General features: G+C 69.0%; 25 protein-coding genes. 14 read left to right on the top strand and 11 right to left on the bottom strand.

What is annotated here, in order from left to right:
* The first annotated feature begins 5 nt into the window (after nt 1–5).
* The 12 genes from V7672_RS11240 (at nt 6) to V7672_RS11295 (ending at nt 11,293) form a co-directional block, all read left to right on the top strand.
* Entirely contained in the window at nt 6–416 is a 411-nt protein-coding gene (locus V7672_RS11240) for a phage major tail protein, TP901-1 family (RefSeq protein ID WP_335624675.1), read from the top strand.
* Nucleotides 416–724, top strand: a complete 309-nt coding sequence (locus V7672_RS11245; protein ID WP_335624676.1) for a GTA-gp10 family protein — start codon at nt 416–418, stop codon at nt 722–724. The genes V7672_RS11240 and V7672_RS11245 overlap by 1 nt, the downstream gene beginning before the upstream one ends.
* The gene (locus V7672_RS11250) at nt 721–909 is read left to right on the top strand and encodes a phage tail assembly chaperone (protein WP_335624677.1); all 189 of its coding nucleotides are present in this window, start codon (nt 721–723) and stop codon (nt 907–909) included. The genes V7672_RS11245 and V7672_RS11250 overlap by 4 nt, the downstream gene beginning before the upstream one ends.
* A complete protein-coding gene (locus V7672_RS11255) occupies nt 906–1,445 on the top strand; it encodes a phage tail tape measure protein (RefSeq protein ID WP_335624678.1) in 540 nt (179 codons plus the stop codon). Before V7672_RS11250 ends, V7672_RS11255 begins: the two co-directional genes overlap by 4 nt.
* A 10-nt stretch (nt 1,446–1,455) precedes the next feature.
* Nucleotides 1,456–2,070 carry a DUF2460 domain-containing protein gene (locus V7672_RS11260; protein WP_335624679.1) on the top strand — a complete coding sequence of 205 codons (615 nt, stop codon included), beginning with the start codon at nt 1,456–1,458 and terminating at the stop codon, nt 2,068–2,070.
* Between the two features lie 3 nt (nt 2,071–2,073).
* Nucleotides 2,074–2,733 (top strand): DUF2163 domain-containing protein, encoded by a 660-nt coding sequence (locus tag V7672_RS11265; RefSeq protein WP_335624680.1) that lies wholly within the window; start codon nt 2,074–2,076, stop codon nt 2,731–2,733.
* Nucleotides 2,730–3,176: a peptidase P60 gene (locus V7672_RS11270; protein WP_335624681.1), complete on the top strand. Its 447-nt coding sequence runs from the start codon at nt 2,730–2,732 to the stop codon at nt 3,174–3,176. The genes V7672_RS11265 and V7672_RS11270 overlap by 4 nt, the downstream gene beginning before the upstream one ends.
* A 9-nt stretch (nt 3,177–3,185) precedes the next feature.
* Entirely contained in the window at nt 3,186–6,944 is a 3,759-nt protein-coding gene (locus V7672_RS11275) for a baseplate multidomain protein megatron (protein WP_335624682.1), read from the top strand.
* A gap of 36 nt (nt 6,945–6,980) precedes the next feature.
* A complete protein-coding gene (locus V7672_RS11280; RefSeq protein WP_335624683.1) occupies nt 6,981–7,886 on the top strand; it encodes a J domain-containing protein in 906 nt (301 codons plus the stop codon).
* Nucleotides 7,883–9,040, top strand: a complete 1,158-nt coding sequence (locus V7672_RS11285; RefSeq protein ID WP_335624684.1) for a phosphoserine transaminase — start codon at nt 7,883–7,885, stop codon at nt 9,038–9,040. Before V7672_RS11280 ends, V7672_RS11285 begins: the two co-directional genes overlap by 4 nt.
* A 74-nt stretch (nt 9,041–9,114) precedes the next feature.
* Nucleotides 9,115–10,407: an adenylosuccinate synthase gene (locus V7672_RS11290; RefSeq protein WP_335624685.1), complete on the top strand. Its 1,293-nt coding sequence runs from the start codon at nt 9,115–9,117 to the stop codon at nt 10,405–10,407.
* A gap of 76 nt (nt 10,408–10,483) precedes the next feature.
* Nucleotides 10,484–11,293: a response regulator gene (locus V7672_RS11295; RefSeq protein WP_335624686.1), complete on the top strand. Its 810-nt coding sequence runs from the start codon at nt 10,484–10,486 to the stop codon at nt 11,291–11,293.
* Nucleotides 11,294–11,311: 18 nt separating this feature from the next.
* Here V7672_RS11295 and rpoH read toward each other — a convergent pair whose 3' ends face one another.
* The 3 genes from rpoH to V7672_RS11310 all read right to left on the bottom strand — a co-directional run bounded on the left by rpoH (nt 11,312) and on the right by V7672_RS11310 (nt 13,733).
* Nucleotides 11,312–12,199 (bottom strand): RNA polymerase sigma factor RpoH, encoded by an 888-nt coding sequence (rpoH, locus tag V7672_RS11300; protein ID WP_335624687.1) that lies wholly within the window; start codon nt 12,197–12,199, stop codon nt 11,312–11,314.
* Nucleotides 12,200–12,402: 203 nt separating this feature from the next.
* On the bottom strand, nt 12,403–12,711 hold the full coding sequence (locus tag V7672_RS11305; protein WP_335624688.1) for a GNAT family N-acetyltransferase: 309 nt from the start codon (nt 12,709–12,711) through the stop codon (nt 12,403–12,405).
* Nucleotides 12,712–12,725: 14 nt separating this feature from the next.
* On the bottom strand, nt 12,726–13,733 hold the full coding sequence (locus tag V7672_RS11310) for an RluA family pseudouridine synthase (protein WP_335624689.1): 1,008 nt from the start codon (nt 13,731–13,733) through the stop codon (nt 12,726–12,728).
* Nucleotides 13,734–13,840: 107 nt separating this feature from the next.
* On the opposite strand from V7672_RS11310, the gene V7672_RS11315 reads away from it, so the two are divergent.
* Nucleotides 13,841–14,476 carry a DUF2799 domain-containing protein gene (locus V7672_RS11315; RefSeq protein WP_335624690.1) on the top strand — a complete coding sequence of 212 codons (636 nt, stop codon included), beginning with the start codon at nt 13,841–13,843 and terminating at the stop codon, nt 14,474–14,476.
* Here V7672_RS11315 and fba read toward each other — a convergent pair whose 3' ends face one another.
* From fba to V7672_RS11355, 8 genes are all read right to left on the bottom strand, one after another.
* Nucleotides 14,477–15,559 carry a class II fructose-bisphosphate aldolase gene (gene fba / locus V7672_RS11320; RefSeq protein ID WP_335624691.1) on the bottom strand — a complete coding sequence of 361 codons (1,083 nt, stop codon included), beginning with the start codon at nt 15,557–15,559 and terminating at the stop codon, nt 14,477–14,479.
* 92 nt (nt 15,560–15,651) lie between these two features.
* Nucleotides 15,652–16,200 (bottom strand): hypothetical protein, encoded by a 549-nt coding sequence (locus tag V7672_RS11325; protein WP_335624692.1) that lies wholly within the window; start codon nt 16,198–16,200, stop codon nt 15,652–15,654.
* Nucleotides 16,197–18,173: a hypothetical protein gene (locus V7672_RS11330; protein WP_335624693.1), complete on the bottom strand. Its 1,977-nt coding sequence runs from the start codon at nt 18,171–18,173 to the stop codon at nt 16,197–16,199. The genes V7672_RS11325 and V7672_RS11330 overlap by 4 nt, the downstream gene beginning before the upstream one ends.
* Nucleotides 18,174–18,256: 83 nt before the next feature.
* Entirely contained in the window at nt 18,257–19,453 is a 1,197-nt protein-coding gene (locus tag V7672_RS11335) for a phosphoglycerate kinase (protein ID WP_335624694.1), read from the bottom strand.
* On the bottom strand, nt 19,450–19,815 hold the full coding sequence (locus V7672_RS11340; protein WP_335624695.1) for a hypothetical protein: 366 nt from the start codon (nt 19,813–19,815) through the stop codon (nt 19,450–19,452). Before V7672_RS11340 ends, V7672_RS11335 begins: the two co-directional genes overlap by 4 nt.
* Entirely contained in the window at nt 19,815–20,822 is a 1,008-nt protein-coding gene (gene gap / locus V7672_RS11345) for a type I glyceraldehyde-3-phosphate dehydrogenase (RefSeq protein WP_335624696.1), read from the bottom strand. The genes V7672_RS11340 and gap overlap by 1 nt, the downstream gene beginning before the upstream one ends.
* Nucleotides 20,823–20,924: 102 nt before the next feature.
* A complete protein-coding gene (locus V7672_RS11350) occupies nt 20,925–22,418 on the bottom strand; it encodes an ATP-binding protein (protein ID WP_335624697.1) in 1,494 nt (497 codons plus the stop codon).
* Nucleotides 22,415–23,152: a response regulator gene (locus V7672_RS11355; RefSeq protein ID WP_335624698.1), complete on the bottom strand. Its 738-nt coding sequence runs from the start codon at nt 23,150–23,152 to the stop codon at nt 22,415–22,417. Before V7672_RS11355 ends, V7672_RS11350 begins: the two co-directional genes overlap by 4 nt.
* Nucleotides 23,153–23,277: 125 nt before the next feature.
* Here V7672_RS11355 and V7672_RS11360 point away from each other — a divergent pair, with 125 nt between their 5' ends.
* Nucleotides 23,278–23,994 (top strand): hypothetical protein, encoded by a 717-nt coding sequence (locus tag V7672_RS11360; RefSeq protein ID WP_335624699.1) that lies wholly within the window; start codon nt 23,278–23,280, stop codon nt 23,992–23,994.
* Nucleotides 23,995–23,997: the final 3 nt, after the last annotated feature.

Raw genomic sequence — 23,997 nt, forward strand, 5'->3', positions numbered from 1 at the left:
CGGACATGGCGGCCCAGAGCGGCAAGGACCTGTTGCTGAAGATCGAGACGGACCCGGAGACCTTTCTGACGGTGGCGGGGCTGAGAGCGCGGACGCTGTCGCTGAATGCGCGCGCGGTCGATGTGACGGATGCCGACAGCGCCGGGCGCTGGCGCGAACTGCTGGCGGGGGCGGGGGTGCGCACGGCGGCCATCGCGGGGCAGGGCATTTTCCGCGATGCAGCGTCGGATGCGCGAATCCGCGAGGCCTTCTTTGCCCAGAGTACGGACCGCTGGCAGGTGATCGTGCCGGACTTTGGCCGGCTGGAAGGACGGTTCGTGGTCTCGGCGCTGGAATACGCCGGCGAGCATGACGGCGAGGCGAGCTTTGCGCTGAGCCTGGCGAGCGCCGGTGAACTGACCTTCGAGGCGATCTGATGCGGATGGCTAATGGCGCGCGCGGCGAGGTGCTGGTCGAGGTGGACGGGGCGCCGCGTCGGCTGTGCCTGACGCTGGGAGCGCTGGCCGAGATCGAGACGGCATTGGGCGTGTCGGGCGTCGAGGGACTGGTTGAGCGGCTGAGGCGACCGACCGCGCGGGACCTGATGGCCGTGCTGTCGGCGCTGCTGAACGGCGGCGGGGAGCATGAGCTGGCCGGGCGGCTGGATCGGGCTGCGATCTCTCCGCAGGTCGCGGCCGAGGCCGTGGCGCAGGCCTTTGCTGCAGCGGGCGGGGGCGACGGATGACGGAGGTCTGGGCCAGCCGGTTGAGGCTGGCGGTCCGGCTGGGCCTGACGCCCTGCGCCTTCTGGGCCCTGTCGATTGCGGAATGGCAGGCGCTGACGCGGATGCCGGGGCAGGCGCCGCCGCTGAGCCGCACAGAATTTGACCGGTTGAGCCGGGACTGGCCTGACGAGGGAGCAAGAGCATGACGGACACATTCGGCCCGTCGGGGCTGGAGACCGTGCCGCTGGAGGCCGCCGAGGCGGCGGCCGCGCTGGAGAGCCTGAAGGAACCGGCAGAGCGCGCGGCCCGGTCCATCGAGCAGGCCTTTGATCGCGCGGGCGAGAGTCTGGCGGCCTCGCTGTCCCGGGCGGCGGCGGACGGGGAGATCACCCTGGCGGAACTGGCGCGGGCGGTGCTGGCGGCGGCCAACTCGGCCGTCGGCACCCTGATGGGCGGCGGCGGGGCTGGACTGGGCGAGGCTTTGGCCAGCGCGGTCGGCGGCCTGTTTTCCGGGGCGCGGGCGGACGGCGGACCGGTGATGTCGGGCGGGGCCTATCTGGTGGGCGAACGCGGGCCGGAGGTGTTCCAACCCTCGCAAGCGGGCGTCGTCGGCGGCGTCCAGGGGTCCGGCATGGTGCTGAACCTGAAGGTCGAGGGCGGGGCGTCGGGCCTGCTGCGCTCCGAGACGCAGATCGCTCAGGCGCTGGCGCGGGCCGTGGCGCTGGGCGCGCGCCGGTACTGAGGGGAGCGCAATGAGTTTTCATGAAGTGAGCCTGCCTGCGCGGCTGGCGTTCGGATCGACCGGAGGCGTGGAGCGGCGGACCGAAGTGGTGACGCTGGCGTCGGGGCACGAGCGGCGATCCACTCCCTGGGCGAGCGGGCGGCGGCGCTATCTGATCGGCGCGGGGCTGAGGTCGCTGGACGACATGGCGGCGTTGACGGCCTTTTTCGAGGCGCGACAGGGGCGGCTGTACGGGTTCCGGTTCCGGGACTTTGCCGACTTCAAGTCCTGTGCGCCCGGAACGGAGCCCGGTCCCGGCGATCAAGGGATCGGCACCGGCGACGGGGTTACGACGCAGTTTCCGCTGGCCAAGGCCTATGGCGGGACGACGCGACGGATTGCCAAGCCGGTCGAAGGATCGGTGCGGACTGCCGTGGACGGCATCGAGGTATCGGAGGGGTGGAGCGTGGACGTGACCACAGGGGTGGTGACCTTCGCGGCCGCGCCGGGTGAGGGGGTCGAAATCACTGCCGGCTTTCGGTTCGACACGCCCGTCCGGTTCGATGCGGACCGGCTGGAGATCACCCTGGAGAGCTTTGGCAGCGGGCGGATGGTGGCCATGCCGCTGATCGAGATCCGGGTCTGAGCCATGCGTGATATTCCCGAGGAGATGTCCGCCCGGATCGAGTCCGGGGCGGCAACCCTGTGCCATGCCTGGCGGGTGACGCGGGCGGACGGGGTGCAGCTGGGCTTCACCGATCATGACCGGACGCTGGAGGTGGACGGCACCCCCTGTTCACCGGTGGAGGGGTTCGAGGCCGGGGTGCGCGAGGGCGAGGCGGGGGTCGAGCCTGGCAGCCTGACGCTGGCGGGGCTCCTCGGTCAGGAGGGCGATGCCCTGACCGAGGCGGCCATCGGTACGGGCCTGTTCGACCGGGCGCGGGTCGAGCTGTGGCGCGTGGACTGGACGCGACCGGACCTGAAGGTGCGGCTTTGGGTCGGGCGGATCCGTGCCCTGAAATGTGACGGTGGGCGGCTGACGGTCGAACTGGAGGGGCCTCTGGCGGCCCTGGATCGGCGGATCGGGCGGACCTATGGCCGGCTGTGCGAGGCACGGCTGGGCGATGGCCGGTGCGGGGTGGACCTGGAGGCCCATCCGGATGCCCGGTGTGACAAGCGCTGGGAGACGTGCGTCGGGACCTTCGCAAACGGGATGAATTTCCGGGGCTTTCCCGACATTCCCGGGGATGACTTCATCGCGGCCCACCCGGTCGACGGAGGCCGGCACGATGGCCGGAGCCGTCGGTGAGGACGGCGGCGCTCGCGGCAGCGCGGGGCTGGATGGGCACGCCCTATCGCCATCAGGCTAGCCTCAAGGGCGAGGGCGCCGATTGTCTGGGCCTGATCCGTGGGGTGTGGCGCGAGGTGGTCGGGCCGGAGCCCGAGGTCCTGCCACCCTATTCGCCGGACTGGGCCGAGGCGGGCGGGGCCGAGACGCTGCTGGTGGCGGCGCGGCGCTGGCTGATCGAGATCGAGCCGGAGGCGGCACAGCCGGGCGATGTGCTGCTGTTCCGCATGCGGGCCGATGTCCCGATCAAACACTGCGGAATCCTGAGCGCCGTCGGTCCGCCGGAGCCGAGGCTGATCCACGCCTATTGGGGACGGTCGGTGATCGAGAGCTGGATGGGCGACTGGTGGCTGAGGAAGCGGGCAGCGGCCTTCACCTGGCCCGGGCCAACATCTGAACTGTGAGGAGACAGCATGGCGCAGGCCGTACTGGGAGGACTGGGGCAGGCGCTGGGCGGGGGCGTGGGGCAAGCGATTGGCCGGGCCTTGGGCGGGATGCTGGACCAGCGGCTGGTGGCCGGTCTGGGACCCGCGCGACAGGTGGGCCCGCGGCTGGAGGCGCTGCGGCTGCAGTCGACGGCCGAGGGGGCGCCGATGGCGCTGGTGCTGGGCCGGGCACGGGTGACGGGTCAGGTCATCTGGGCGGCACGGTTTCTGGAGCAGCGGCATGAGCAGGGTGGCGGCAAGGGCGGGCCGCGCACGGAGTCCTATGCCTATTCCCTGAGCTTTGCCGTCGCGGTCTGCGAAGGGCCTATCGACGGGATCGGTCGGATCTGGGCCGACGGGCAGCCGCTGGACCGGGCGGGCGCGACCCTGCGCATCCATCGCGGGACCGAAGACCAGATGCCCGATCCGCTGATCGAGGCGGTCGAGGGGGTCGGGTCGGCGCCGGCCTATCGCGGGACGGCCTATGTCGTGTTCGAGGACCTGCCGCTGGCGGCGTTCGGCAATCGCGTGCCCCAACTGGCGTTCGAGGTGTTTCGGAGGCCGGCGGGCGGCCCGGCCGCGCTGGAGGACCGGCTGGCGGGCGTGTGTCTGATCCCCGGGGCGGGGGAGTTTGTGCTGGCGACCGAGCCGGTCGTGCGGCGCACCGGTCTGACCCGGACCGAGGTGGAGAATGTGAGCTCGGCCGAGGGGCGGCCGGACCTGATCGTGTCGCTGGATCAGCTGACGGCGGCCTGTCCGAACCTGAGGCGGGTCAGTCTGGTGATCGGCTGGTTCGGCGACGATCTGAGAGCCGGGCATTGCACGATCCGGCCGGGGGTGGAGCGGCGCGACAAGCCGACGGTGCCGCTGGACTGGTCGGTGGCCGGACTGGACCGGGCGAGTGCGCATCTGGTGAGCGCAGTGGGGGGTGCGCCAGCCTATGGCGGGACGCCTTCGGACGACAGCGTGCGACAGGCGGTGGCGGAGCTGAAGGCCCGCGGGCTGGAGGTGACGCTGTATCCGTTCGTCTTCATGGATATCCCGCCGGGCAATGGTCTGAGCGATCCGTATGGCGGAGCGGAGCAGGCCGCCTATCCCTGGCGCGGGCGCATCGTGGCGGACACTCCGGCGACGGCGGTGGTTGATGTCGCTGCGATGTTCGGTGCGGAAGACGGCTGGGGCCTGAGGCGGCTGGCGCGTCACTATGCGGCTTTGGCGGCAGAGACAGGGGCCGACGGCCTGCTGATCGGGTCGGAGATGCGCGGGCTGACGACGAGCCGCGATGCGACCGGCGGTTATCCAGCGGTGGCGGCCTTCTGCGACCTGCTGGCCGAGTGCCGGGCGATTGTCGGGCCGGGGGTGGCCCTGTCCTATGCGGCGGACTGGTCGGAATATTCCGGGCACAGGCCGGACGACGGCTCGGGCGACGTGATGTTTCACCTGGACCCGCTGTGGGCCGATCCGGCGCTCGATTATGTCGGCATCGACTGGTACCCGCCGCTGGGCGACTGGCGCGCGGGGGACGGCGGGCTGGATGCGGAGACCTATGCCGGGCCGGATGACCCTGCCTATCTGGCGATGCAGATGGCGGGGGGCGAGCATTTCGACTGGTTCTATGCCGATGATGCGGACCGGGCGGCTCAGGTGCGGACGCCGATTGCCGATCTGGCCCATGGCGAGGAGTGGGTGTTCCGGGCCAAGGACCTGAAGGGCTGGTGGAGCCATGCGCACCACGACCGCCCGGGCGGTGTCAGGTCGGCCAGCCCGACGGCCTGGGTGCCGGGCATGAAGCCGATCCGGTTGACCGAGTTCGGCTGTGCGGCGGTGGACCGGGGCGGGAATGCCCCCAATCTGTTTCAGGACCCGAAGAGCGCGGAGAGCGCCTTGCCTCCGTATTCGACCGGCGCGCGCGATGACCGGATGCAGCGCCGGGCGCTGGCGGCGGTGCTGGACCATTTCGACGGCAGTGCAGCCAATCCGGTGTCGGGCGTCTATGGTGGACGGATGCTGGAAGGGGCCGATGCCTGGTGCTGGGACGCGCGGCCGTGGCCTGCCTTTCCGGGGCGACCGGAGCTGTGGGCCGATGCGCCGGCCTGGCACGGCGGCCACTGGCTGAACGGACGGCTGCTGGGCGAGACCGAGGGCCTGCTGGCCGATCTGGCGGGACGGGTCGGGCCGGAGGACGTGCCGGTGATAGGGCCGGTGCGGGACCGGATCGAGGGCTATTTGGTCGACCGCCCGATGAGCGTGCGCGAGGCGCTGGCGCCGCTGGTCTCCGGACTGGGGCTGGTGGTCAGCGAGGCGGGTGGTCACCTGACGCTCAGGGCCGAGGACGATGGTCCGGTGGTGACGATCGATCCCGATGCGCTGGCCCTGCCGGATGAGGGCGGGACCGAGGTCCGTGACCGCACGGTGGACGAGAGCCCCGACCGGGTGCGGGTGCGTTATTTGAACCTGGCAGATGACTATCAGACCGGTTCGGTGACGCTGAGCCGGGATGAGGGGAGCGGCGCGGTCGCGGGGCTGGACGTCGACCTGCCCGCCGTCTGTGACGAGGCACAGGCGCGGCGGTTTGCTGCACGGGTGGCGGCGGGGCTGGAGGGCGTCGAGCGCCGGACCGTGACGCTGGGCCCGCTGCAGGCGTTGACGCTTGAGCCCGGGGATCGGGTGCAGGGGGTCGGCGAGGACGCTTTGTGGCGTGTCGAGCGCATCTCCCTCGAGGAGGAGGCGCGGGCGGTGCTGGTGCCCGTGCCGGTGGTGGCAGCAGAAGACGGGACGCCGATCTGGCGCCTGCCGGATTCGTCGGGGCTGTCGGGCGCGCCCTGGCTGCGGATATTGGAACTGCCGTCGCTGGTCGGGCGGTCGGAGGGTGGCGTCGTGGCGGCGGTCGCGGTTGAGCCCTGGGCACGGCATGCGGTGACGGCGGGACCCGATGCCACAAGCCAGACCCTGCGCGGCGTGGCGCGTGGCCCGGCGAGCGTGGGCGTGCTGACCGAACCTCTGACGCCCGGCGTGTGCGGACGGTGGGATGAGGCGGCGACCGTGACGGTGCGGATCGAAGGACGGTCTCCCGAAAGCCGCGAGCCACTGACGGTGCTGGCCGGGGCAAATGCGGCGGCAGTCGAAACCCCGGCGGGCTGGGAGGTGATGCAGTACCGGACGGCGGAACTGGTCGGCGGGGACGTCTGGCGTCTGAGCGGTCTGCTGCGCGGGCAGGGCGGGGGCGAGCCCGAGGCCGAGGCGGGTGCCGACAGCGGGGCTGGAGTCGTGTTCCTGGACGGGCTGGTCGAGCTGGGACCGATGCGGGAGGAATATGGCCTGTCGCTGCTGTGGCGGGCCGGTGCGGGCGGGGCGGTGCCTTCGGGTCCGTTCGTCAGCGAGCTCACCCATGTCCTCGCGGGGCGCGCCGAGCGGCCTTGGCGGCCTGTGCATCTGAAGGCCAGGTCTGGAGAGGGGGGAATGATGCTGAGTTGGATCGCGCGGGTGCGGACCGGCGGTGACAGCTGGGAGGGAGAACCGGAGCCGGTCGACCCCCTGCGGTTTCGGGTGCGCCTTCTGGACGGCGAGGTCCAGAGACGCACGGTCGAGGTCGCAGGCACCGAATGGCTGTATTCCGAAGTGGACCGGGTGGCGGATTTCCCGGGTGGTTGTGCGACCGCGCGCTTTGCCGTGTCGCAGGTCTCCATCCACGGCATATGGGGGCCGGAAGCGGTCGCGCCCCTTTGCGAAGGCGGTAGCATGCCCTAACTGATGGCCTTGAGCTATCAGGAGCGATGATCAACCGTGGCAGGCGATCCCTATCAGGAACTGGGTGTGTCCCGGGGCGCGAGCGCGGATGAGATCAAGAAGGCCTTCCGCAAGCTGGCCAAGGATTTTCACCCCGACAAGAACCCCGGCGACGCGGCGGCTGAAGACCGGTTCAAACGAATCACGGCCGCCTTTGACCTGCTGGGTGATGCCGAGAAGCGCGCCAAGTTCGACCGGGGCGAGATCGATGCCGATGGTCGTGAGCAATACAGGGGCTTCAGCGGCGGCAGTCGCGGGTCCGGTGGCTTTGGTCAGGGCGGTTTCGGCAGCGGAGGCGCCCGCACCACCTTCGACGACATTGATCTGGAAGACATCTTCGGCGGGATGTTCGGGGGTGGGGGCGCGCGGCCGCGGAGCGGAGCGGCCCGTGGGCCCGCGCGCGGCCAGGACGTCCGGGCCAGTCTGGAGATCAGTCTGGAGGACTCCATCCAGGGCTCGACCCGTCGCATACAGTTCTCGGACGGGCGCACGCTGGATGTGACGATCCCGAAAGGGGCAGACGACGGCCAGGTGATCCGCCTGAAGGGGCAGGGCGTGCCCTCGCCACGTGGCGGTCCGGCGGGGGATGCCCTGATTGAGCTGAAGATTGCGCCGCATGCCTTGTATCAGCGGGACGGGGCCGATCTGACCATGGATCTGGCGGTGCCTTTGGCCGATGCGGTTCTGGGCGGCAAGGTGGCGGTGCGGACCCCGGATGGTGTGGTCAATCTGACCGTGCCGAAGGGCTCGAACTCCGGCCAGATGATGCGGCTGAAGGGCAAGGGCGCCTTTGCCGGCGGTCGTCGCGGCGACCTGAAGGTTCGGCTGATGATCCAGCTGCCGGGCGAGGATGTGCCGGAGCTGACGAAGGCGGCCGAGACCCTGCGAAAGCGCGCCCTGTGACCCGGCTGGAGCGGCCGAAGGTGAAGCCGGCGCGGCCCTGGTTCTCCTCGGGGCCCACGGCCAAGCGCCCGGGGTGGGCGATCGATGCCCTGCCGACCGACCTGCTGGGCCGGGGCATCCGCGCGCCCGAAGTGGTGGCGCGCTTTGCCGAGGGGCTTGAGCTGACCCGCAAGGTGCTGGAGGTGCCGGACGACTGGGCGCTGGTCTATGTGCCCGGCTCGGACACCGGCGCGGTCGAGGCGGCGCTGTGGAACCTGCTGGGCGAGCGGCCCGTGCAGGTCATGACGTTCGAGAATTTCGGCAAGGTCTGGGCGACCGATGTGCGCGATCATCTGGGTCTGGAGCCCGAGATCCTGGAGGCGCCGTGGGGGCGGTTCCCGGATGTGAGCCGGGTCGATCCGAAGGCCGATCTTGTCTTTCCCTGGAACGGTACGACCGCAGGCGTCTGCGCATCCGGCGCGGACTGGATCGCCACCGACCGCGAGGGGCTGGCAATCTGTGACGCGACCTCGGCAGCCTTTGCCATGGCCCTGCCGTGGGCGCGGCTGGATGTGGTGACCTTCAGCTTTCAGAAGGCGCTGGGCGGCGAGGCGGGGCTGGGCGTGGCGGCGCTGTCGCCCCGGGCCATTGCGCGGCTGGACAGCTATGTGCCGCCCCGGCCCGTGCCCAAGGTGCTGCGACTCCGGAACGACAAGGGATTCGACCGGGCGCTCGCCACCGGGTCGATGATCAATACCTTTTCCGTCCTGACGCTCGAGGACTGGATCGACGCCCTGGAGTGGGCGGAGCGGGAGGGCGGGCTCAAGACCCTGATCGCGCGAACCGAGGCCAATGCGGGGGCGCTGGATGCCTGGGTTGAGCGGACGGACTGGATCGACTGGCTGGCCGAGGAGCCGGAAACGCGCTCGACCACGTCGGTGTGTCTGAAAATCGTGGATCCCCTCGTCGTGGCCATGGACGAAGACCGCCGGCGCGAACTGGTGATGCGAATGAAGGCCCTGCTGGAAGGCGAGGGGGCCGCCTTTGATGTCGAGGGCCACCGCAATGCCCCGGCAGGCTTGCGGGTCTGGTGCGGGTGCACGGTGGACACTGCTGACATCAAGGCCCTGACGCCCTGGCTGGACTGGGCCTTTGCGACAGCGATTCCCGAATAATCGCCGGACTTGAGGCGACACCGGACGATTCCCCGGCTATAGGCTCGGCCCGCGTTGGAAGCGGAGAGTGACCCTTGGCGAATGTGACCGTGGTCGGAGCCCAGTGGGGCGACGAGGGCAAAGGCAAGATCGTCGACTGGCTGTCGAACCGGGCCGATTGGGTCGTGCGGTTTCAGGGCGGTCACAATGCCGGTCACACCCTGGTCGTCGGCGATGTCACCTACAAGCTGAGCCTGCTGCCCTCGGGCGTGGTGCAGGGCAAGCCGTCCGTGATCGGCAATGGCGTGGTCATCGACCCGTGGGCGCTGCGCGACGAGATTGCGCGGATCGAGGCGCAGGGCGTCAAGATCACCGCTGAACTGCTGACCATTGCCGAGACCGCCTGTCTGATCCTGCCGCTGCACCGGGACCTCGATCAGGCGCGCGAGGCCCAGGCCGGGACGACCAAGATCGGCACGACGGGGCGCGGCATCGGCCCGGCCTATGAGGACAAGGTCGGACGCCGGGCGATCCGCGTCGGCGACCTGACCGACCCCGATGCGCTGGATGCCAAGATCGACCGCCTGCTGGCGCACCACAATGCGCTGCGCAAAGGCCTGGACCTGCCGGAGGTGGATGTGCCCGGGCTGAAGGCCGACCTGCTGGCCATTGCCCCCGAGGTCCTGAAATATGCCGGCCAGCCGGTTTGGCGCCTGCTGGATCAGGCCCACCGCGACGGCAAGCGCATCCTGTTCGAAGGGGCGCAAGGCTCGCTGCTGGATGTGGACCACGGCACCTATCCCTATGTGACCAGCTCGAACACGGTGGCCGGGCAGGCGGCCGCGGGCTCGGGCCTGGGACCGCGTTCGGTCGGCTATGTGCTGGGGATTGTGAAGGCCTATACGACGCGGGTCGGCGAAGGGCCGTTCCCGACCGAACTGTTCGACGAGGACGGTCGCCGGATCGCGGAGCGCGGCCGGGAGTTCGGCACGGTGACCGGCCGACCGCGACGCTGCGGCTGGTTCGACGCCGTGCTGGTGCGTCAGTCGATCGCCATCAACGGCATGCACGGGATCGCCCTGACCAAGCTGGATGTGCTGGACGGGTTTGAGACGCTGAAAATCTGCACCGGCTATCGGGTCGGCGGCGAGACGCTGGACTATCTGCCCGCCGGACTGAAGGCGCAGGCCGAGGTCGAGGCGATCTATGAGGCGGTCGAGGGCTGGTCCGAGAGCACCCAGGGCGCGCGCTCATGGAAGGACCTGCCGGCGGCGGCGATCAAATATGTACGCCGCATCGAGGAGCTGATCGGGGCGCCCGTCGCGCTGCTGTCGACCAGTCCGGAACGGGATGACACCATCCTGATGCAGGACCCCTTCCACGGTTGAGGGCAAGTCCCGCATTTCAATGGGACTTTAACGCGTTGCGGCTAGGGATGGCGGGTTCGTTCCGCGAGGTCCCTGCGTGCTGATTCCCGATCGACGTTTTCTGGCCCGTCTTGAGCCTACTGTCGGCCGGGTGCTGATTGTGGATCCCAATGCCCATGCCGCCCGCCTGATCACTGATCTGATGAAGGGACTGGGCGCGCGGGAGGTTGTCGTCGAGCCCAGTGAGGCGCGCGGTCTTCAAGTGGCCGGTGCACTGGATCCCGGCCTGATCTTCACCGAACGGTCAGGCGCTCATCTGGATGGTGAAAGCTTCACGCGAACCCTGCGCCGGTCGCATATGGCCTGCCGACGGGTGCCGGTGATCATGGTGACGTCCGAGGCGACGGCCACGACCATCAAGGGCGCGCGCGACGTGGGCGTGCACGAGTTTCTGCGGAAGCCCTTCACCAGTGCCGACCTGATCAAACGGGTCGAGAACGTGGCTCTCAAGCCCCGGGACTGGGTGGAAGGCGTCAGCTACGTTGGGCCAGATCGTCGTCGCTTCAACTCGGGTGAATACGCCGGGCCGAGCAAGCGCAAGAGCGACCGCGCCATGGGGGCGGAGGCCGAAGCCCTCGCCATCCGCGATCAGGCCATGAAGATTCTGGCGGCGGCGCTGGACCAGTTCGACAACGATCCCCCCCAGGCCGTGCGCGCCATTCGTCAGCAGGCCGAGACCCTGAAGGCACTGGCCCTCAAGGTCGCCGACAGTCGCCTGGTCGTCGCCGTCGGCGCGCTGGAGGTAACCCTGGCGCAGGGCGGGACGACCAAGGCGAACGTGGCCGCACCTATCGGCCAGCTTCTGGCCCTGCCAAAGCCGGTCGAGAGTCTGAAGAAGGCCAGCTAGGCGCGGCGATAATGCCGATCAGGCGTCGACCAGGTTCCGCTCGGTCGCCGCAGCCTGCATGGCTTTCTGCAGCTTTTCGAAAGCGCGCACCTCGATCTGGCGCACGCGCTCGCGGCTGACACCGTACTGGCCGGCCAGTTCCTCGAGCGTCACCGGATCGTCCTTGAGACGGCGCTCGGTCAGGATGTGCTTTTCGCGGTCGGTCAGCTCTTCCATGGCTTCCTGGAGCAGGCCCATGCGCAGGGACTTTTCCTCGTTGTCGGCGAGGGCCGTCTCTTGCGAGACGGCCGTGTCGTCCGAAAGCCAATCCTGCCATTCGCTTTCGCCATCCGCGCGCAGCGGCGCGTTCAGCGAGGCGTCGCCACCGAGGCGGCGGTTCATGTTGGTGACCTCTTCTTCCGACACGCCCAGCTTGGTGGCGATGGCGGCGAGGTGTTCGGGGTGCAGGTCACCGTCCTCGAAGGCAGAGATCTGGCTCTTGGCCTTCCGCAGGTTGAAGAACAGCTTCTTCTGCGCGGCGGTGGTGCCCATTTTGACGAGCGACCAGCTGCGCAGAATGTATTCCTGGATCGAGGCGCGGATCCACCACATGGCGTAGGTCGCCAGACGGAAGCCCTTGTCCGGATCGAATTTCTTGACCGCCTGCATCAGGCCGACATTGCCCTCGGAGATCACCTCGCCGATCGGCAGGCCGTAGCCGCGATAGCCCATGGCGATCTTGGCCACGAGGCGCAGGTGGGAGGTGACGAGCTTGTGGGCGGCTTCGGTGTCCTGGTGTTCGCCCCAGCGTTTGGCCAGCATGAACTCTTCGTCCTTGCTGAGCATGGGGAATTTCCGGATTTCCGAAAGATAGCGCGACAGTCCCTGTTCAGGCGACATGATCGCAAGGCTGGGCTTGGCAGTCATATGGTCCCTCCGACCTCAAAAACGAGCGGGTCCTGCGGAGACGGCCACGAGATTGTGCACCGACGCCTCACCCCTCAACAGCCGACGTGGGGATCGGTTGCCCCCTTGCCTAGGGGCGCATTGTCACAGCCGTGCACGGCCGTGGCACCGAAGCCACGATCAACTGGCGGGAGTATAATCCCGGGTCCGTTGCTTTTCAAGACTTAGGTAAGGCCGAGGGCCTTTCGATAGTCGGGATGGACGACGTCGGCCTGGTCCGGGTGCTTCTGGAAGAAGTGACCGAAGAAGGTGCAGACCGGCAGAATGAGCAGGTCCCGACGGCGGGCGTCGTCGATCACATGGCGTGCCATGCGGCTGGCAATGCCGCGCCCCTCGAGCGCTGTCGGCACCAGGGTCTCGGTGATCATCAGGTTCGGGCCGGTGAGGTTATAGGCGACGGTGGCCGTCTGGCCCTCCAAATCAAGCTCGTAGCGACGGGCGTCGGTATTGTTGCGGATGTCGGGGTCGGTCATGGGCACTCCTGGTCTCAGAGGGTTTCAAGCCGGGTTTGCAGATCCCGCATGTCCTCGGGCGGTGAGGTTTCGAACCGCAGGGGCTCGGCGGTGATCGGGTGGACGAAGCCGAGGATGGCGGCGTGCAGGGCCTGTCGGGTCAGGCCGGCGGCGGCGATGGCGTCGCGAACGGAGGCTGCCGGCGGGCCGGATCCGTAGACGGGGTCGCCGAGCAGCGGGGCACCCCTGGAGGCCATATGCACGCGAATCTGGTGGGTTCGCCCGGTATGCAGGGTGCAGGCGACGCGCGCGGCGAGGGGCGCCCCGCCGGCCTTGGCAGGCAGACCGAAGATGCGTTCAACGACATAGTCGGTGATGGCCTCGCGGCCGCCGGACTTGAGGACCGCCATCTTCTTGCGATCATGGGTCGAGCGGCCGAGACGGCTCTCGATCCGGCCACGCTCGGGGGTCAGCGTCCCCCGGGTCAGGCCGATATAGGTGCGCTCTATGTCGTGCGCGGCGAACAGGGCGGTCAGGCCCTGATGAGCCTTGTCATGCTTGGCCGCGACCATCACGCCGGATGTGCCCTTGTCGAGCCGGTGGACGATACCCGGGCGGGCGACGCCGCCGATGCCCGAGAGGCTGTCGCCGCAGCTGTGGAGCAGGGCGTTGACGAGGGTGCCGGTCTCGCTGCCCGGGGCGGGGTGGGTGGCCATGCCGGCAGGCTTGTCGACAACGATCAGATGGGCGTCCTCGAACAGGACGGTCAGGGCCAGGTCCTCGGGTTCCGGGTCCGCGGCCACCGGCGCCGGTACGAGAATGCGGTACATACCCGGCTCGGCAGATCTCGAACCGGACGAGAGAATCTGGCCGTTGAGGGTGACGGCCCCTGCTGCGATCAGGGCCTGAAGCCGGGCGCGCGAGACGTCGGGCAGGGCCTCGCTGAGCGCCTTGTCCAGCCGGGGGTGGCGGGCCTCAAGCCGGACCTCGAGCACGGAGGCCCCGTCGAGGTCTTCATCAAGGTCAGGAGCGGGGACGGGCATAGGCCGCAGGAGCTTAGCACGCGCGGTGGCGGGCGATAGCCAGCGTCGGAATTTGCCCGGAAGCTTGACCTTGGGCATGGTGGCGGCCGTCCAATCGGGAGGCCTAGATGAACCGCATTTTTCTGGCGTGCACCGGCGGGGCCGTGCTGCTGTCGCTGGGCAGTTGCGCGACCATGAGCGAGGACCAGTGCCTGGCCGGGGACTGGGGGCAGCAGGGCTATAACGATGGCTATGCCGGCCTGTCCGAGAGCCGGCTGCAGTCCCATGCCGAGGCCTGTGCCAAATACGGCGTTGTGCCCGACTCCGCCGCCTATTTTTCGGCGCGCGAGGACGGGTTGCGGGGCTATTGCGTGCCCGAGCGGGGCTTTGCCGAGGCGGTCCGTGGCAACAGCTATGCCGGCGTGTGCCGGGGGCCGATGGAGGGCGCCTTCCTGGCGGCCTTCCGCGATGGCCAGGAGGTCTATCAGGCCGAACAGGCGGTCAGCGACGCGCGCAGCCGCATCGACAGCCTGGGCGCCCGGGCTGCGGACCTCGACGACAAGATCGCCTATTTCGAGGGTCAGGCCCGCGACCGGGACCTGACCGAGGAAGCGCGCGATGCGGCGCGGGCCCGCGCGCGCGAGCTACGCCGCGAGCGCGAGGACACCATCCGCGACTGGCGGCGGGCCCAGGATGAGCTGGACGATGCCGAACGCCGCGCCCGCGACGTCCGCTACTATTTCCAAAGCCGCTACAGCTGGTGATCAGGCCGCGCGGGCGGAGGCCCCGATCTGGGGGTTGAGCTCGCCCGAGGCATAGCGTTTGGCCATCTGGGCGGTCGACAGAGGCTTGATCTTCGAGGCCTGGCCCTCACAGCCAAACTGCTGGTAGCGCTCGATGCACAGCTTGCGCATGGCTTCCTTGGCGGGCTTCAGATAGGCGCGCGGGTCGAACTCGCCCGGCTTTTCGGCCAGCACCTTGCGGATGGCGCCCGTGATGGCCATCCGGTTGTCGGTGTCGATGTTGATCTTGCGCACGCCGTGCTTGATGCCGCGCTGAATTTCCTCGACCGGCACGCCCCAGGTCTGGGGCATCTGGCCGCCGTACTGGTTGATGATGTCCTGCAGGTCCTGCGGCACCGAGGATGAGCCGTGCATGACCAGATGGGTGTCGGGCAGGCGGCGGTGGATTTCCTCGATGACGTTCATGGCCAGCACCGCGCCGTCGGGCTTGCGGCTGAACTTGTAGGCGCCGTGGCTGGTGCCCATGGCGATCGCCAAGGCATCGACCTTGGTCTCGCGGACAAAATCGACGGCCTGATCCGGGTCGGTCAGCAGGGCCGAGTGGTCAAGCTTGCCCTCGAAGCCGTGACCGTCCTCGGCTTCGCCCATGCCGGTCTCGAGGCTGCCCAGCACGCCCAGTTCCCCCTCGACCGAGACGCCGCAGCTGTGGGCCATTTCGGTAACGCGGCGGGTGACGTCGACATTGTATTCGTAGCTGGCCGGGGTCTTGGCGTCCTCTTCCAGCGAGCCGTCCATCATCACCGAGGTGAAGCCGTACTGGATGGCGGTGGCGCAGGTGGCCGGACCATTGCCGTGGTCCTGGTGCATGCAGACCGGGATGTGCGGATAAAGCTCGGCCAGGCCGTCGATCAGCTTGGCCAAGATGATGTCATTGGCGTAGCTGCGCGCGCCGCGGCTGGCCTGGATGATGACGGGGGCGTTGACCGCCTCGGCCGCCTCCATGATCGCCAGACCCTGTTCCATATTGTTGATGTTGTACGCGGGCAGGCCGTAGCCTTCCTCTGCCGCGTGATCGAGCAGTTGTCGCAGCGTGATGCGCGCCATGGGGTAGCCTCCTGAGCCTTTTATCTTTTGCCCCGCTTTAGCGCCGGACGGGCTCGAAGTCACGCCGTGTTACAAAGGAATCAGGCGCGGCGTCAGGACGGGTCGCGGGGGCCCTCGTCCCGGGCCACGGCGGCGAAGGTCTCGGCCATCAGGTTGGTGTAGCGCCAGGTGCGGCCGGTCTCAGGGTCGGTGCCGACGATATCGGCGACCCGCCAGCCCGCCTCGGTCATGACCATCTCAAAGCGGGTCTCGCGGGGCTGGTTCGTGTTGAGGAAACGCACGCGAACCTCGGCCCCCCAGGGGGTGGCGCGCGTGTCGTAGCGGGCGTTGGTCACATGGATGTAGGGGCTGCCGACAGAGGGCTCCATACCGACGCCAATCCCGTCCGTTGCCGCGTCCAGCCGCAAGGAGGCCTCTGCCAGCTCGGGCGTCATCCAGGCCAGACGCGCCTCGCGCGAGCCGCCGGTCCCCTCCCAGTCCGGAGCCTCGAACAGGCCGCGGATGAGATCTTCGGGCGCGCGGAGAGGCGACACCGGTGCCCCGGCCATGGACCGCGGAGGCCAGAAGTCGGCAACAGGCGCACAGCTTGCGAGGGCGAGGCAGAGGGCGCCGGCAACCAGCGGCCTTGTCGGGTGGCTCATTCGAAATCCTCCGCATCGGTTTCGGCCTGATCCAGAAGTCCCGTGGCCGTCCATTGGCTTTCCCCCCGCGAGCGGATCTGGCGGACACGCCAGCCTGCATCCGTCTCCACCAGTTCGAAGGTGAGATCGACGGGGGTCTCAAAGTTGGTGAAGCGGACCCGAACCTCGGCCCCGTAATCCGTCTCGCGCGAGGCATAGTCAAAGTTGGCGAGGTTGGCGTCCTGACCGTCGATCAGGGGATCGAACCCGACGACTGCGCCCGCGCCGCCGTACGCGCTGGCGGCCTCGTTGACCTGATCAATGCGACGGGACAGGGCGGGCGTCAGCCAGGCCGAGCGCTCGGTCCGCGATCCGAACAGGCTGAGCTCATCGTCGTAGACGCGGCGGATGACGGCCTCTGCGGCGGTGATACGCTCGGCCCGCTCGCGCGCCTCAGCCTCCTGTCGGGCCTGTTCAGCAGCGGCGGCCTCCTGCTGCAGGCGCGCCTCGAGGGCCGCCCGCGCGACGGCGGCCTCGGCCTCTGTCGGCGCTTCGGGGCGAACCGGCTGTTCCGGTGTGGCGCCGGGGCGATGGTCGCGCCCGAGCAGGCTGGCGGTCGCCGATGCCATCGACTGGGTCATCGGTGCCAGCGGGCCGCGCGTCAGCAGAAGGTCGCTGCCCAGCGCGAAGGCGACCAGACCGGCGAGCACCAGGCTGAGCACGCTCTTGATGCCGGCCATCAGCCAGCCACTCCGTGCCGACCAGAGATTGATCCCGGCGACCAGGGCAATGCCGGCAAAGATGGCGATCAGGCCCAGTTCGAGATCGCCATTGCCTCCGTCACGGAGGGTCTCGCTGAGTGCGATGAACAGGGTGGCGAGACCCAGAAGTCCGAGTGACCACAGCGCCAGGGTCGCGCTGTTGCGCGGACGGGATCCGGTCGACGGTCCGGGCGAAGCAGCGGGTGCCTCGGGCGGCACCGGACGCGTTCGACCCGCGGCCGGGTCCATCTCCTGCTGGATACGCCAGGCGGCGAGGCCCGCGAAGCTGCGTGCCCTTTGGCCGTCGGGCCTGAGGTTGGCAAAGAAGTCGTCCCAGCCGTCGCTGGGCGCGTCGACCAGACCGCTGCGCGTCAGCAGGGTCTCGATCCCGTCGTAGGTGGCCTCGCCGAGGCTGACTTCGTGGCCCGTGCCGTAGCTGGCGTTTTCCGCAGAGACGGCGAGCGCGACGACAAGGCGCTCGCTGATCCGGCTGGGGACCGAGAAGACCAGCGACTGGCCGTCGATCATTTCAATGCGGATGAAGGCGGCCTTGATGTCCTGGGTCGACCGGGTGCCGAAGGCGGCGTCCAGCGCCCACGAGGCCAGGCCGTGGGCCACCGCGCGACCGAAGGCGCCCTTGCGGAGCTGCTCCGGTGTGAGTGCCTCGACCGAAACCGACCGGATGTTTCCATAGGGGATGGCGAAATCCATCACCCGCGCCAGCCCGTTCGGTCGCCAGGCGTTGATGAACTGGCCCAGCACCAGCGCGCGGAAGGCATCGAGGTGCTCGGTATTGTGAAAGTGCCGCATCAGCAGGAACCGGTCCTGCCCCACCGCCAGCAGATACCGGCCTTCCAGCTTGCCGGCGGCGGCCGGACCATTCAGCAACTGCCCGACCGGAATGGTGCGCCCCGTGAAGCCGGGCAGGCGCGCCTCGACCTGTTCGCGCAGGCTCCGGCGCGTATTCCAGCGAAACACCCATCCGGCGCCCCAGACGACCAGCCCCACCCCCGCGACAAGAAGAAATACGCCGCGGATCGACTGACGGTCGTCCTCGCTGACGACCAGATCCATGGCGCCCAGCCCGACGAACATCAGCAGGAAGAAGGCGATCACCGCCCCGGCTGCCAGCCCGATGGCCACCAGGCATCCCTGACCCTTCGCCACCGGCCGGAGCTGAACGGCCGGTCCGGTCAGGAAGACGTCATCCTTGCGGGTGGTCTCTTCGCTCATGCCTGCACTCCCTCGCCCCTATGGCCAAGGTAACCGCAACCGGCTTGCACGAACAAGGAATTGCAGGCCCGTGACGGCTTTCGTCAGGCGCGCAGGGCCTCGACGCCGGGCAGGGGCTTGCCCTCCATCCATTCGAGGAAGGCACCGCCCGCAGTGGAGACGAAAGTCATCTGATCGACCACGCCGGCATGGTTGAGGGCCGAGACGGTATCGCCGCCGCCGGCCACGGCGGTGATGGCACCGCTGGTCGCCAGCTGGCCCGCCGCCTGGGCGGCCTTGACCGTCGCGGCATCGAAGGGCGGCACCTCGAACACGCCCAGCGGACCGTTCCAGATCAGGGTGCGCGACAGGGCCATGGCCTTGACCAGTTTCTCAACCGTCAGCGGCCCGGCATCCAGAATCTTCTCGTCCGAGTCGATCTCTTCACGGGCCAGGACGGTGCGGGTCTCGGCCCCCGGCTTGACCTCGGTGGCCACGACCACGTCGATCGGCAGCAGCAGTTCGCAGCCTTTGGCCTCGGCCTCGGCGATGATTTCGCGCGCCGTCTCGGCCATGTCGCGCTCGGCCAGAGAACCGCCGATGTCGATCCCCTGCGCGAACAGGAAGGTGTTGGCCATGCCGCCGCCGATGGCCAGCCGGTCCAGCCGTCCGACCAGATTCTTCAGCAGGTCCAGCTTGGTCGAGACCTTGGCGCCACCGACGATTCCCAGCACCGGCTTGACCGGATTGCCGAGCGCCGCATCCAGCGCCTCAAGCTCGCGCTTCATCGCCTCGCCGGCATAGGCGGGCAGCAGGCGCGCCAGTCCCTCGGTCGAGGCATGGGCCCGGTGCGCGGCGGAAAAGGCGTCATTGACGTAAAGGTCACCCAGCGCGGCCAGCTGCGCGGCAAAGGCGGCGTCGTTCTTTTCCTCGCCCGCGTGGAAGCGGACGTTCTCCAGCAGGATCACCCCGCCCGGATCCAGGTCGTCGAGGGCCGCTTTCGCGACATCGCCGACGCAGTCATCCGCGAAGCGCACGGGGGCGCCGATTAACAGCTCCAGATCATCGACCACGGGCTGCAGGCTCATCTCCGGCACCCGCTTGCCCTTTGGGCGATCGAAGTGGGCCAGCAGGGCGACCTTCGCCCCCGAATCGCGCAGCCGCTGGATGGTCGGTAGGGCGGCGCGCAGCCGTGTGTCGTCGCTGACCTTGCCATCCTCCATCGGGACGTTGAAGTCGACCCGCACGAGGGCCGTCTTGCCGGCAAGGTCCTTGGCGTCGTCGAGGGTGCGGAAGGTCATGGTTGAAAGTCTCTCCAGACATCGGCGGCGTCGCCGGTCACTGTGAAACGCGTGACTTCGCCGGGAGGCTGAAGCCGCTCGAATAGAACCGTGGCGCCAGCGATTGCGATGGCGACAAGGACAAGGCCCAGTCCAGTCCTGCCCCGCAGAGTCCGGGCAATCGCGAGGACGGCTACCAGCCACAGCAGGCCGAATGCCGCCACCATGGCAATCACGTCCCAACCCATCACCAAGGTTCGGGATTGCAGCGCCATCCAGACCGACGTTCCAACCACGGCGAGGGCGGGCCCTGCCAGGATGCCTGCAAGGCAGACGATGGCTGCGGCGCCCCAGATCCAGACGGGGAGGCGCCGCGACGTCATCAGATCAGCTTGCTCATCACCAGCGCGGTATCCGCCATGCGCGTGGCGAAGCCCCATTCGTTGTCGTACCAGCTGAGCACGCGGACCAGCTTGCCTTCGATGACCTGGGTCTGGGGCAGGGCGGCGGTCGAGCTGGCGGCGATGTGGTTCAGGTCCATGGACACGACGGGGTCGGTGGTGGTCGCCAGAACGCCCTTCATCGGGCCGTCGGCGGCGGCCTTCAGCGCGGCATTGACCTCATCGACCGAGGTGTCGCGGCCGGGGACGATCTTGAGGTCGACGACCGAGACGTTCGGGGTCGGCACGCGGATCGACGAGCCGTCCAGCTTGCCCTTCAGCTCCGGCAGGACCAGGCCGACGGCCTTGGCGGCGCCGGTCGAGGTCGGGATCATCGACAGGCCTGCGGCGCGGGCGCGGTACAGGTCCTTGTGCATCGTATCCAGCGTCGGCTGGTCGCCGGTATAGGCGTGGATGGTCGTCATATAGCCGCGCTCGATTCCGACCAGATCGTGAAGCACCTTGGCGATGGGGGCGAGGCAGTTGGTCGTGCAGCTGGCGTTCGAGACCACGACGTCGTCGGCGGTCAGGGTGTCGTGGTTCACGCCATAGACGATGGTCTTGTCGGCATTGTCGGCGGGGGCCGAGACCAGCACACGTTTGGCACCGGCGGTCAGGTGGGCCGAGGCCTTGTCCTTCGAGGCGAAGATGCCGGTGCACTCAAAGGCGATGTCGACGCCCAGGTCCTTGTGCGGCAGGTTGGCGGGGTCGCGCTCGGCCGTGACCTTGATCCGGCCCAGACCCACGTCGATCCAGTCGTCGCCGTGCTCGACCGTGCCGGGGAAGCGACCGTGCACCGAGTCATACTTCAGCAGGTGGGCATTGGTGGCCACCGGCCCCAGATCGTTGATCGCCACCACCTCGATATCGCGGCGTCCGTGCTCGACAATCGAACGCAGGACGAGGCGGCCGATACGGCCGAAACCATTGATGGCGACGCGGACGGTCATGGGCGGGGCTCCTGAAGCGTTGTTGTGGTTGGCGCTTCAATGGAACCGGGCGCGGCGCGGATCAACCCCCGGCGCGTAACAAGGCGTGATGGATTGTGTCGCTCAGCCGCCCCGGGGCAGGGACAGGGTCGCCTCAAGCCCGCCCCCGGCCCGGTTGGACAGGGTGACGTCGCCGCCATGGCCCCGGGCGATCTGGCGCGCCACGGCGAGGCCCAGACCAACGCCGCCGGTGGCCCGATTGCGGGACCCCTCCAGCCGGACGAAGGGTTGGAACACCTCCTCCATACGCTCCGGCGCGATGCCGGGGCCGGTGTCGCGGACGTGGATCGCGACCCGGTCAGGCAGTGGCTCCACCGTCACCTCGGCCTGCCCGCCGTAATGGACGGCGTTGGCGATCAGATTGGTCAGGGCGCGGCGCAGGCCGGTGGGCTGGCCCATGACGGTGACGTCCGGAGCCGGTGTAAGCGTCGCAGCGTGCCCGGTCTCGGCAAAGCCCCGCACACAGTCGGCGACCAGCGCCGTCAGCTCGACCGGCTCGGGCGCGGTCTGGCGGGTCTCGCCGCGCACATAGGCCATGGCCTGGGCGATCAGGGCGTCCATCTCCTCCACATCTGCCGCCAGCCGGTCGCGCAAGGCGTCCGGGGCCTGCTCGGCCCGGAACCTCAGGCGCGTCAGGGGCGTCCGCAGATCGTGGGCGATGGCCGCCACCGTCTGGGTCCGGTTGGCGATATGGGCGCGCAGCGAGGCCTGCATGTCGTTGAAGGCCCCGATGGCCCGACGCAGTTCGCTGGGGCCGGATACGGGCAGAGGGTCGGCCTCGGGATTGGCCCCCAGCCGCTGAGCCGCATCGGCGAACAGCCGGATCGGACGGGTCAGCCGCCGTGCCATCAACCACACCACGGGCGCGACCAGCAGCAGGCTGATCAGCAGCGCCAGCAACAGACGGGCCTGCCAGGGCGACAGCCAGTCGCGCGGCGGCTCGACCGTGGCCCAGCGTCCATCCTCCAGCCGGAGCGAGGCGGCGAAGGGGGCGAAGGTCAGCTTGTCGGCGACGACGAACACCTGCTGGGTATCCCGGTCGACCGTAATGGTGGCCGAACCGGTCGTGGTCGGCGCGGTCGCCGGTGACTCGGCCCGCTCGATGGTGTGCTTTTCCGTCCAGGTGATGCTGGGGGACTCGATCGTGACCTCGGAACCGGCCGCCGGCCGGGTGAGGACATAGCTGGCGGGTGCCCCTTCGCGCATGCCGGGCGTTGGACGGTCGGTCGGCTGAAACACCCTGACCCGCACGTCGCCCGGCTCCACCTCCAGCACGCGGGCGAGGGCGAGGGACAGGGCCAGAGACATCGGGTCGCCGACGGTGTTTCCGGCCGCGACCGGTTGGTCGGTGATGCGGCGCGTCAGGGGCCGATCATCGGCGGTGCGGGCCGGCTCTCCCTTCAGGGCAGCCGAGGCCGCCGCCAGGTCGAAACCAGACGGTCGGGGCTCGGGCATCAGCAGGATGGCGGCGGCCGTCAGTGCCTGCGACAGGCCGATAGCCAGCGCCACCAGCAGGGCGACCTGCACCAGGATGGAGGGGGACGTCAGCCGCCTCATGCGGGCCGCTCCATCCGGCGCTCGACCGTGGCATCGAACATATAGCCCTCGCCGCGCAGGGTCTGGATCGGGTCGCGCCCCTCGGCGTCGGCCAGTTTCTTGCGCAGGCGGCTGATCTGCACATCCATGGCCCGGTCGAAGACTTCGGTGTCCGAGCCGCGCGCCCGCTCCAGCAGCTGGTCGCGGCTCAGCACCCGGCGCGGGGACTCGGCAAAGGCCTTGAGGAGGGCGAACTCTCCGGCAGACAGAACGGTCACCGTGCCGTCCGGCCGCTTCAGCTCGCGCCGCAAAAGGTTCAGCGTGCGCCCTTCGAATGCCAGCACCGGCTCGGCGGCCGAGGCCCCGGGCGCCTCTGGCCCGGCGCGGCGACGCAGCACGGCCCGGATGCGCGCCAGCAATTCTCGCGGATTGCACGGCTTGGGCAGATAGTCATCGGCGCCCAGTTCCAGCCCGACGATGCGGTCGGTCTCCTCGCCCATGGCGCTCAGCATGACGACCGGTGGCCCGCCGCGCGCGATCAGCCGACGGCAGGCCGACAGCCCGTCCTCGCCCGGCATCATCAGGTCCAGCACCACCAGATCGGGCGGTCGATGCCCCAGTTGCCGGTCCATCTCGGCCGCCGAGGCCGCACCCATCGCCTCGAACCCGTGCTGGCCCAGATAGTCGACCAGCACCTCGCGCAGGCCCGGATCGTCATCGACCACAAGGATGCGGGGGGAGGGAGCTGAGGTCATCTGCTCATTGTGACGCGGCCCGGTGCCGTCGTCATTTCATCCGTGAAACAATTCGGCCCGCGTCTGAAATACGGGCGCAAGGCCGGCGTGGTCCAAGGGGGCGTCATCCACACGAGGACTTTCCCATGCTGATTTCCCTGTCGCTCGCCCTTGCCCTGACCCACCCCGCTGCCCAGGACCCGGCGCGGCCGCCTGCGCCGCCCGTGGTGCGCACCGAGAGCCGGGTGGTGTTTGTGAGCGCTGACCCGGACGGCGAGAATGGATTGGACCGGGACGGCGACGGGTTCGTCTCGCGCGCCGAGTTCGCCCGGCCGATGGACGATGCCTTTGCCCGCATGGATGCCGACGGCGACGGCCGCCTGTCGACCGAAGAGCTGCAGCATCGCGCCGGAGGGGCGGACATGGACCACGATGTGCGCATCATCGCCGGCGGTCCGGCCATGACCTGGACTTCTGCCACCGAGGGCTCCGGTCCGCACCGGATCGAAGTGCGCCGCGTCGACGGCGACAATGTGGAGGTTGAGGCGCACAGCTTCGTCATCGTCGGACAGGACGGCGAGATTACCTCTGCCGGCGATGGCCCCACGCAGGTCTTCATCCGCAGCGGCGAAGGTCCGGCCATGGCCGGGGGGGCGCATGTCGAACTGATCCGCGAGGGCGAGGGGGCCGAGATGGATGCGAACGGCGACGGACGCGTTACCGAGGCTGAATTCCTGACGCCGATGCGCGACATCTTCCGCCAGATGGACGCCGACGGCTCGGGCGCTCTGGAAGAGGGCGAACGCGGTGGGAACGGCGCCCGCATCGTCACCCGCACGGTCGAGGTGCGCGACGAGAACTAGGGC

The sequence above is a fragment of the Brevundimonas sp. genome (assembly GCF_036963785.1).
Taxonomy (GTDB): domain Bacteria; phylum Pseudomonadota; class Alphaproteobacteria; order Caulobacterales; family Caulobacteraceae; genus Brevundimonas.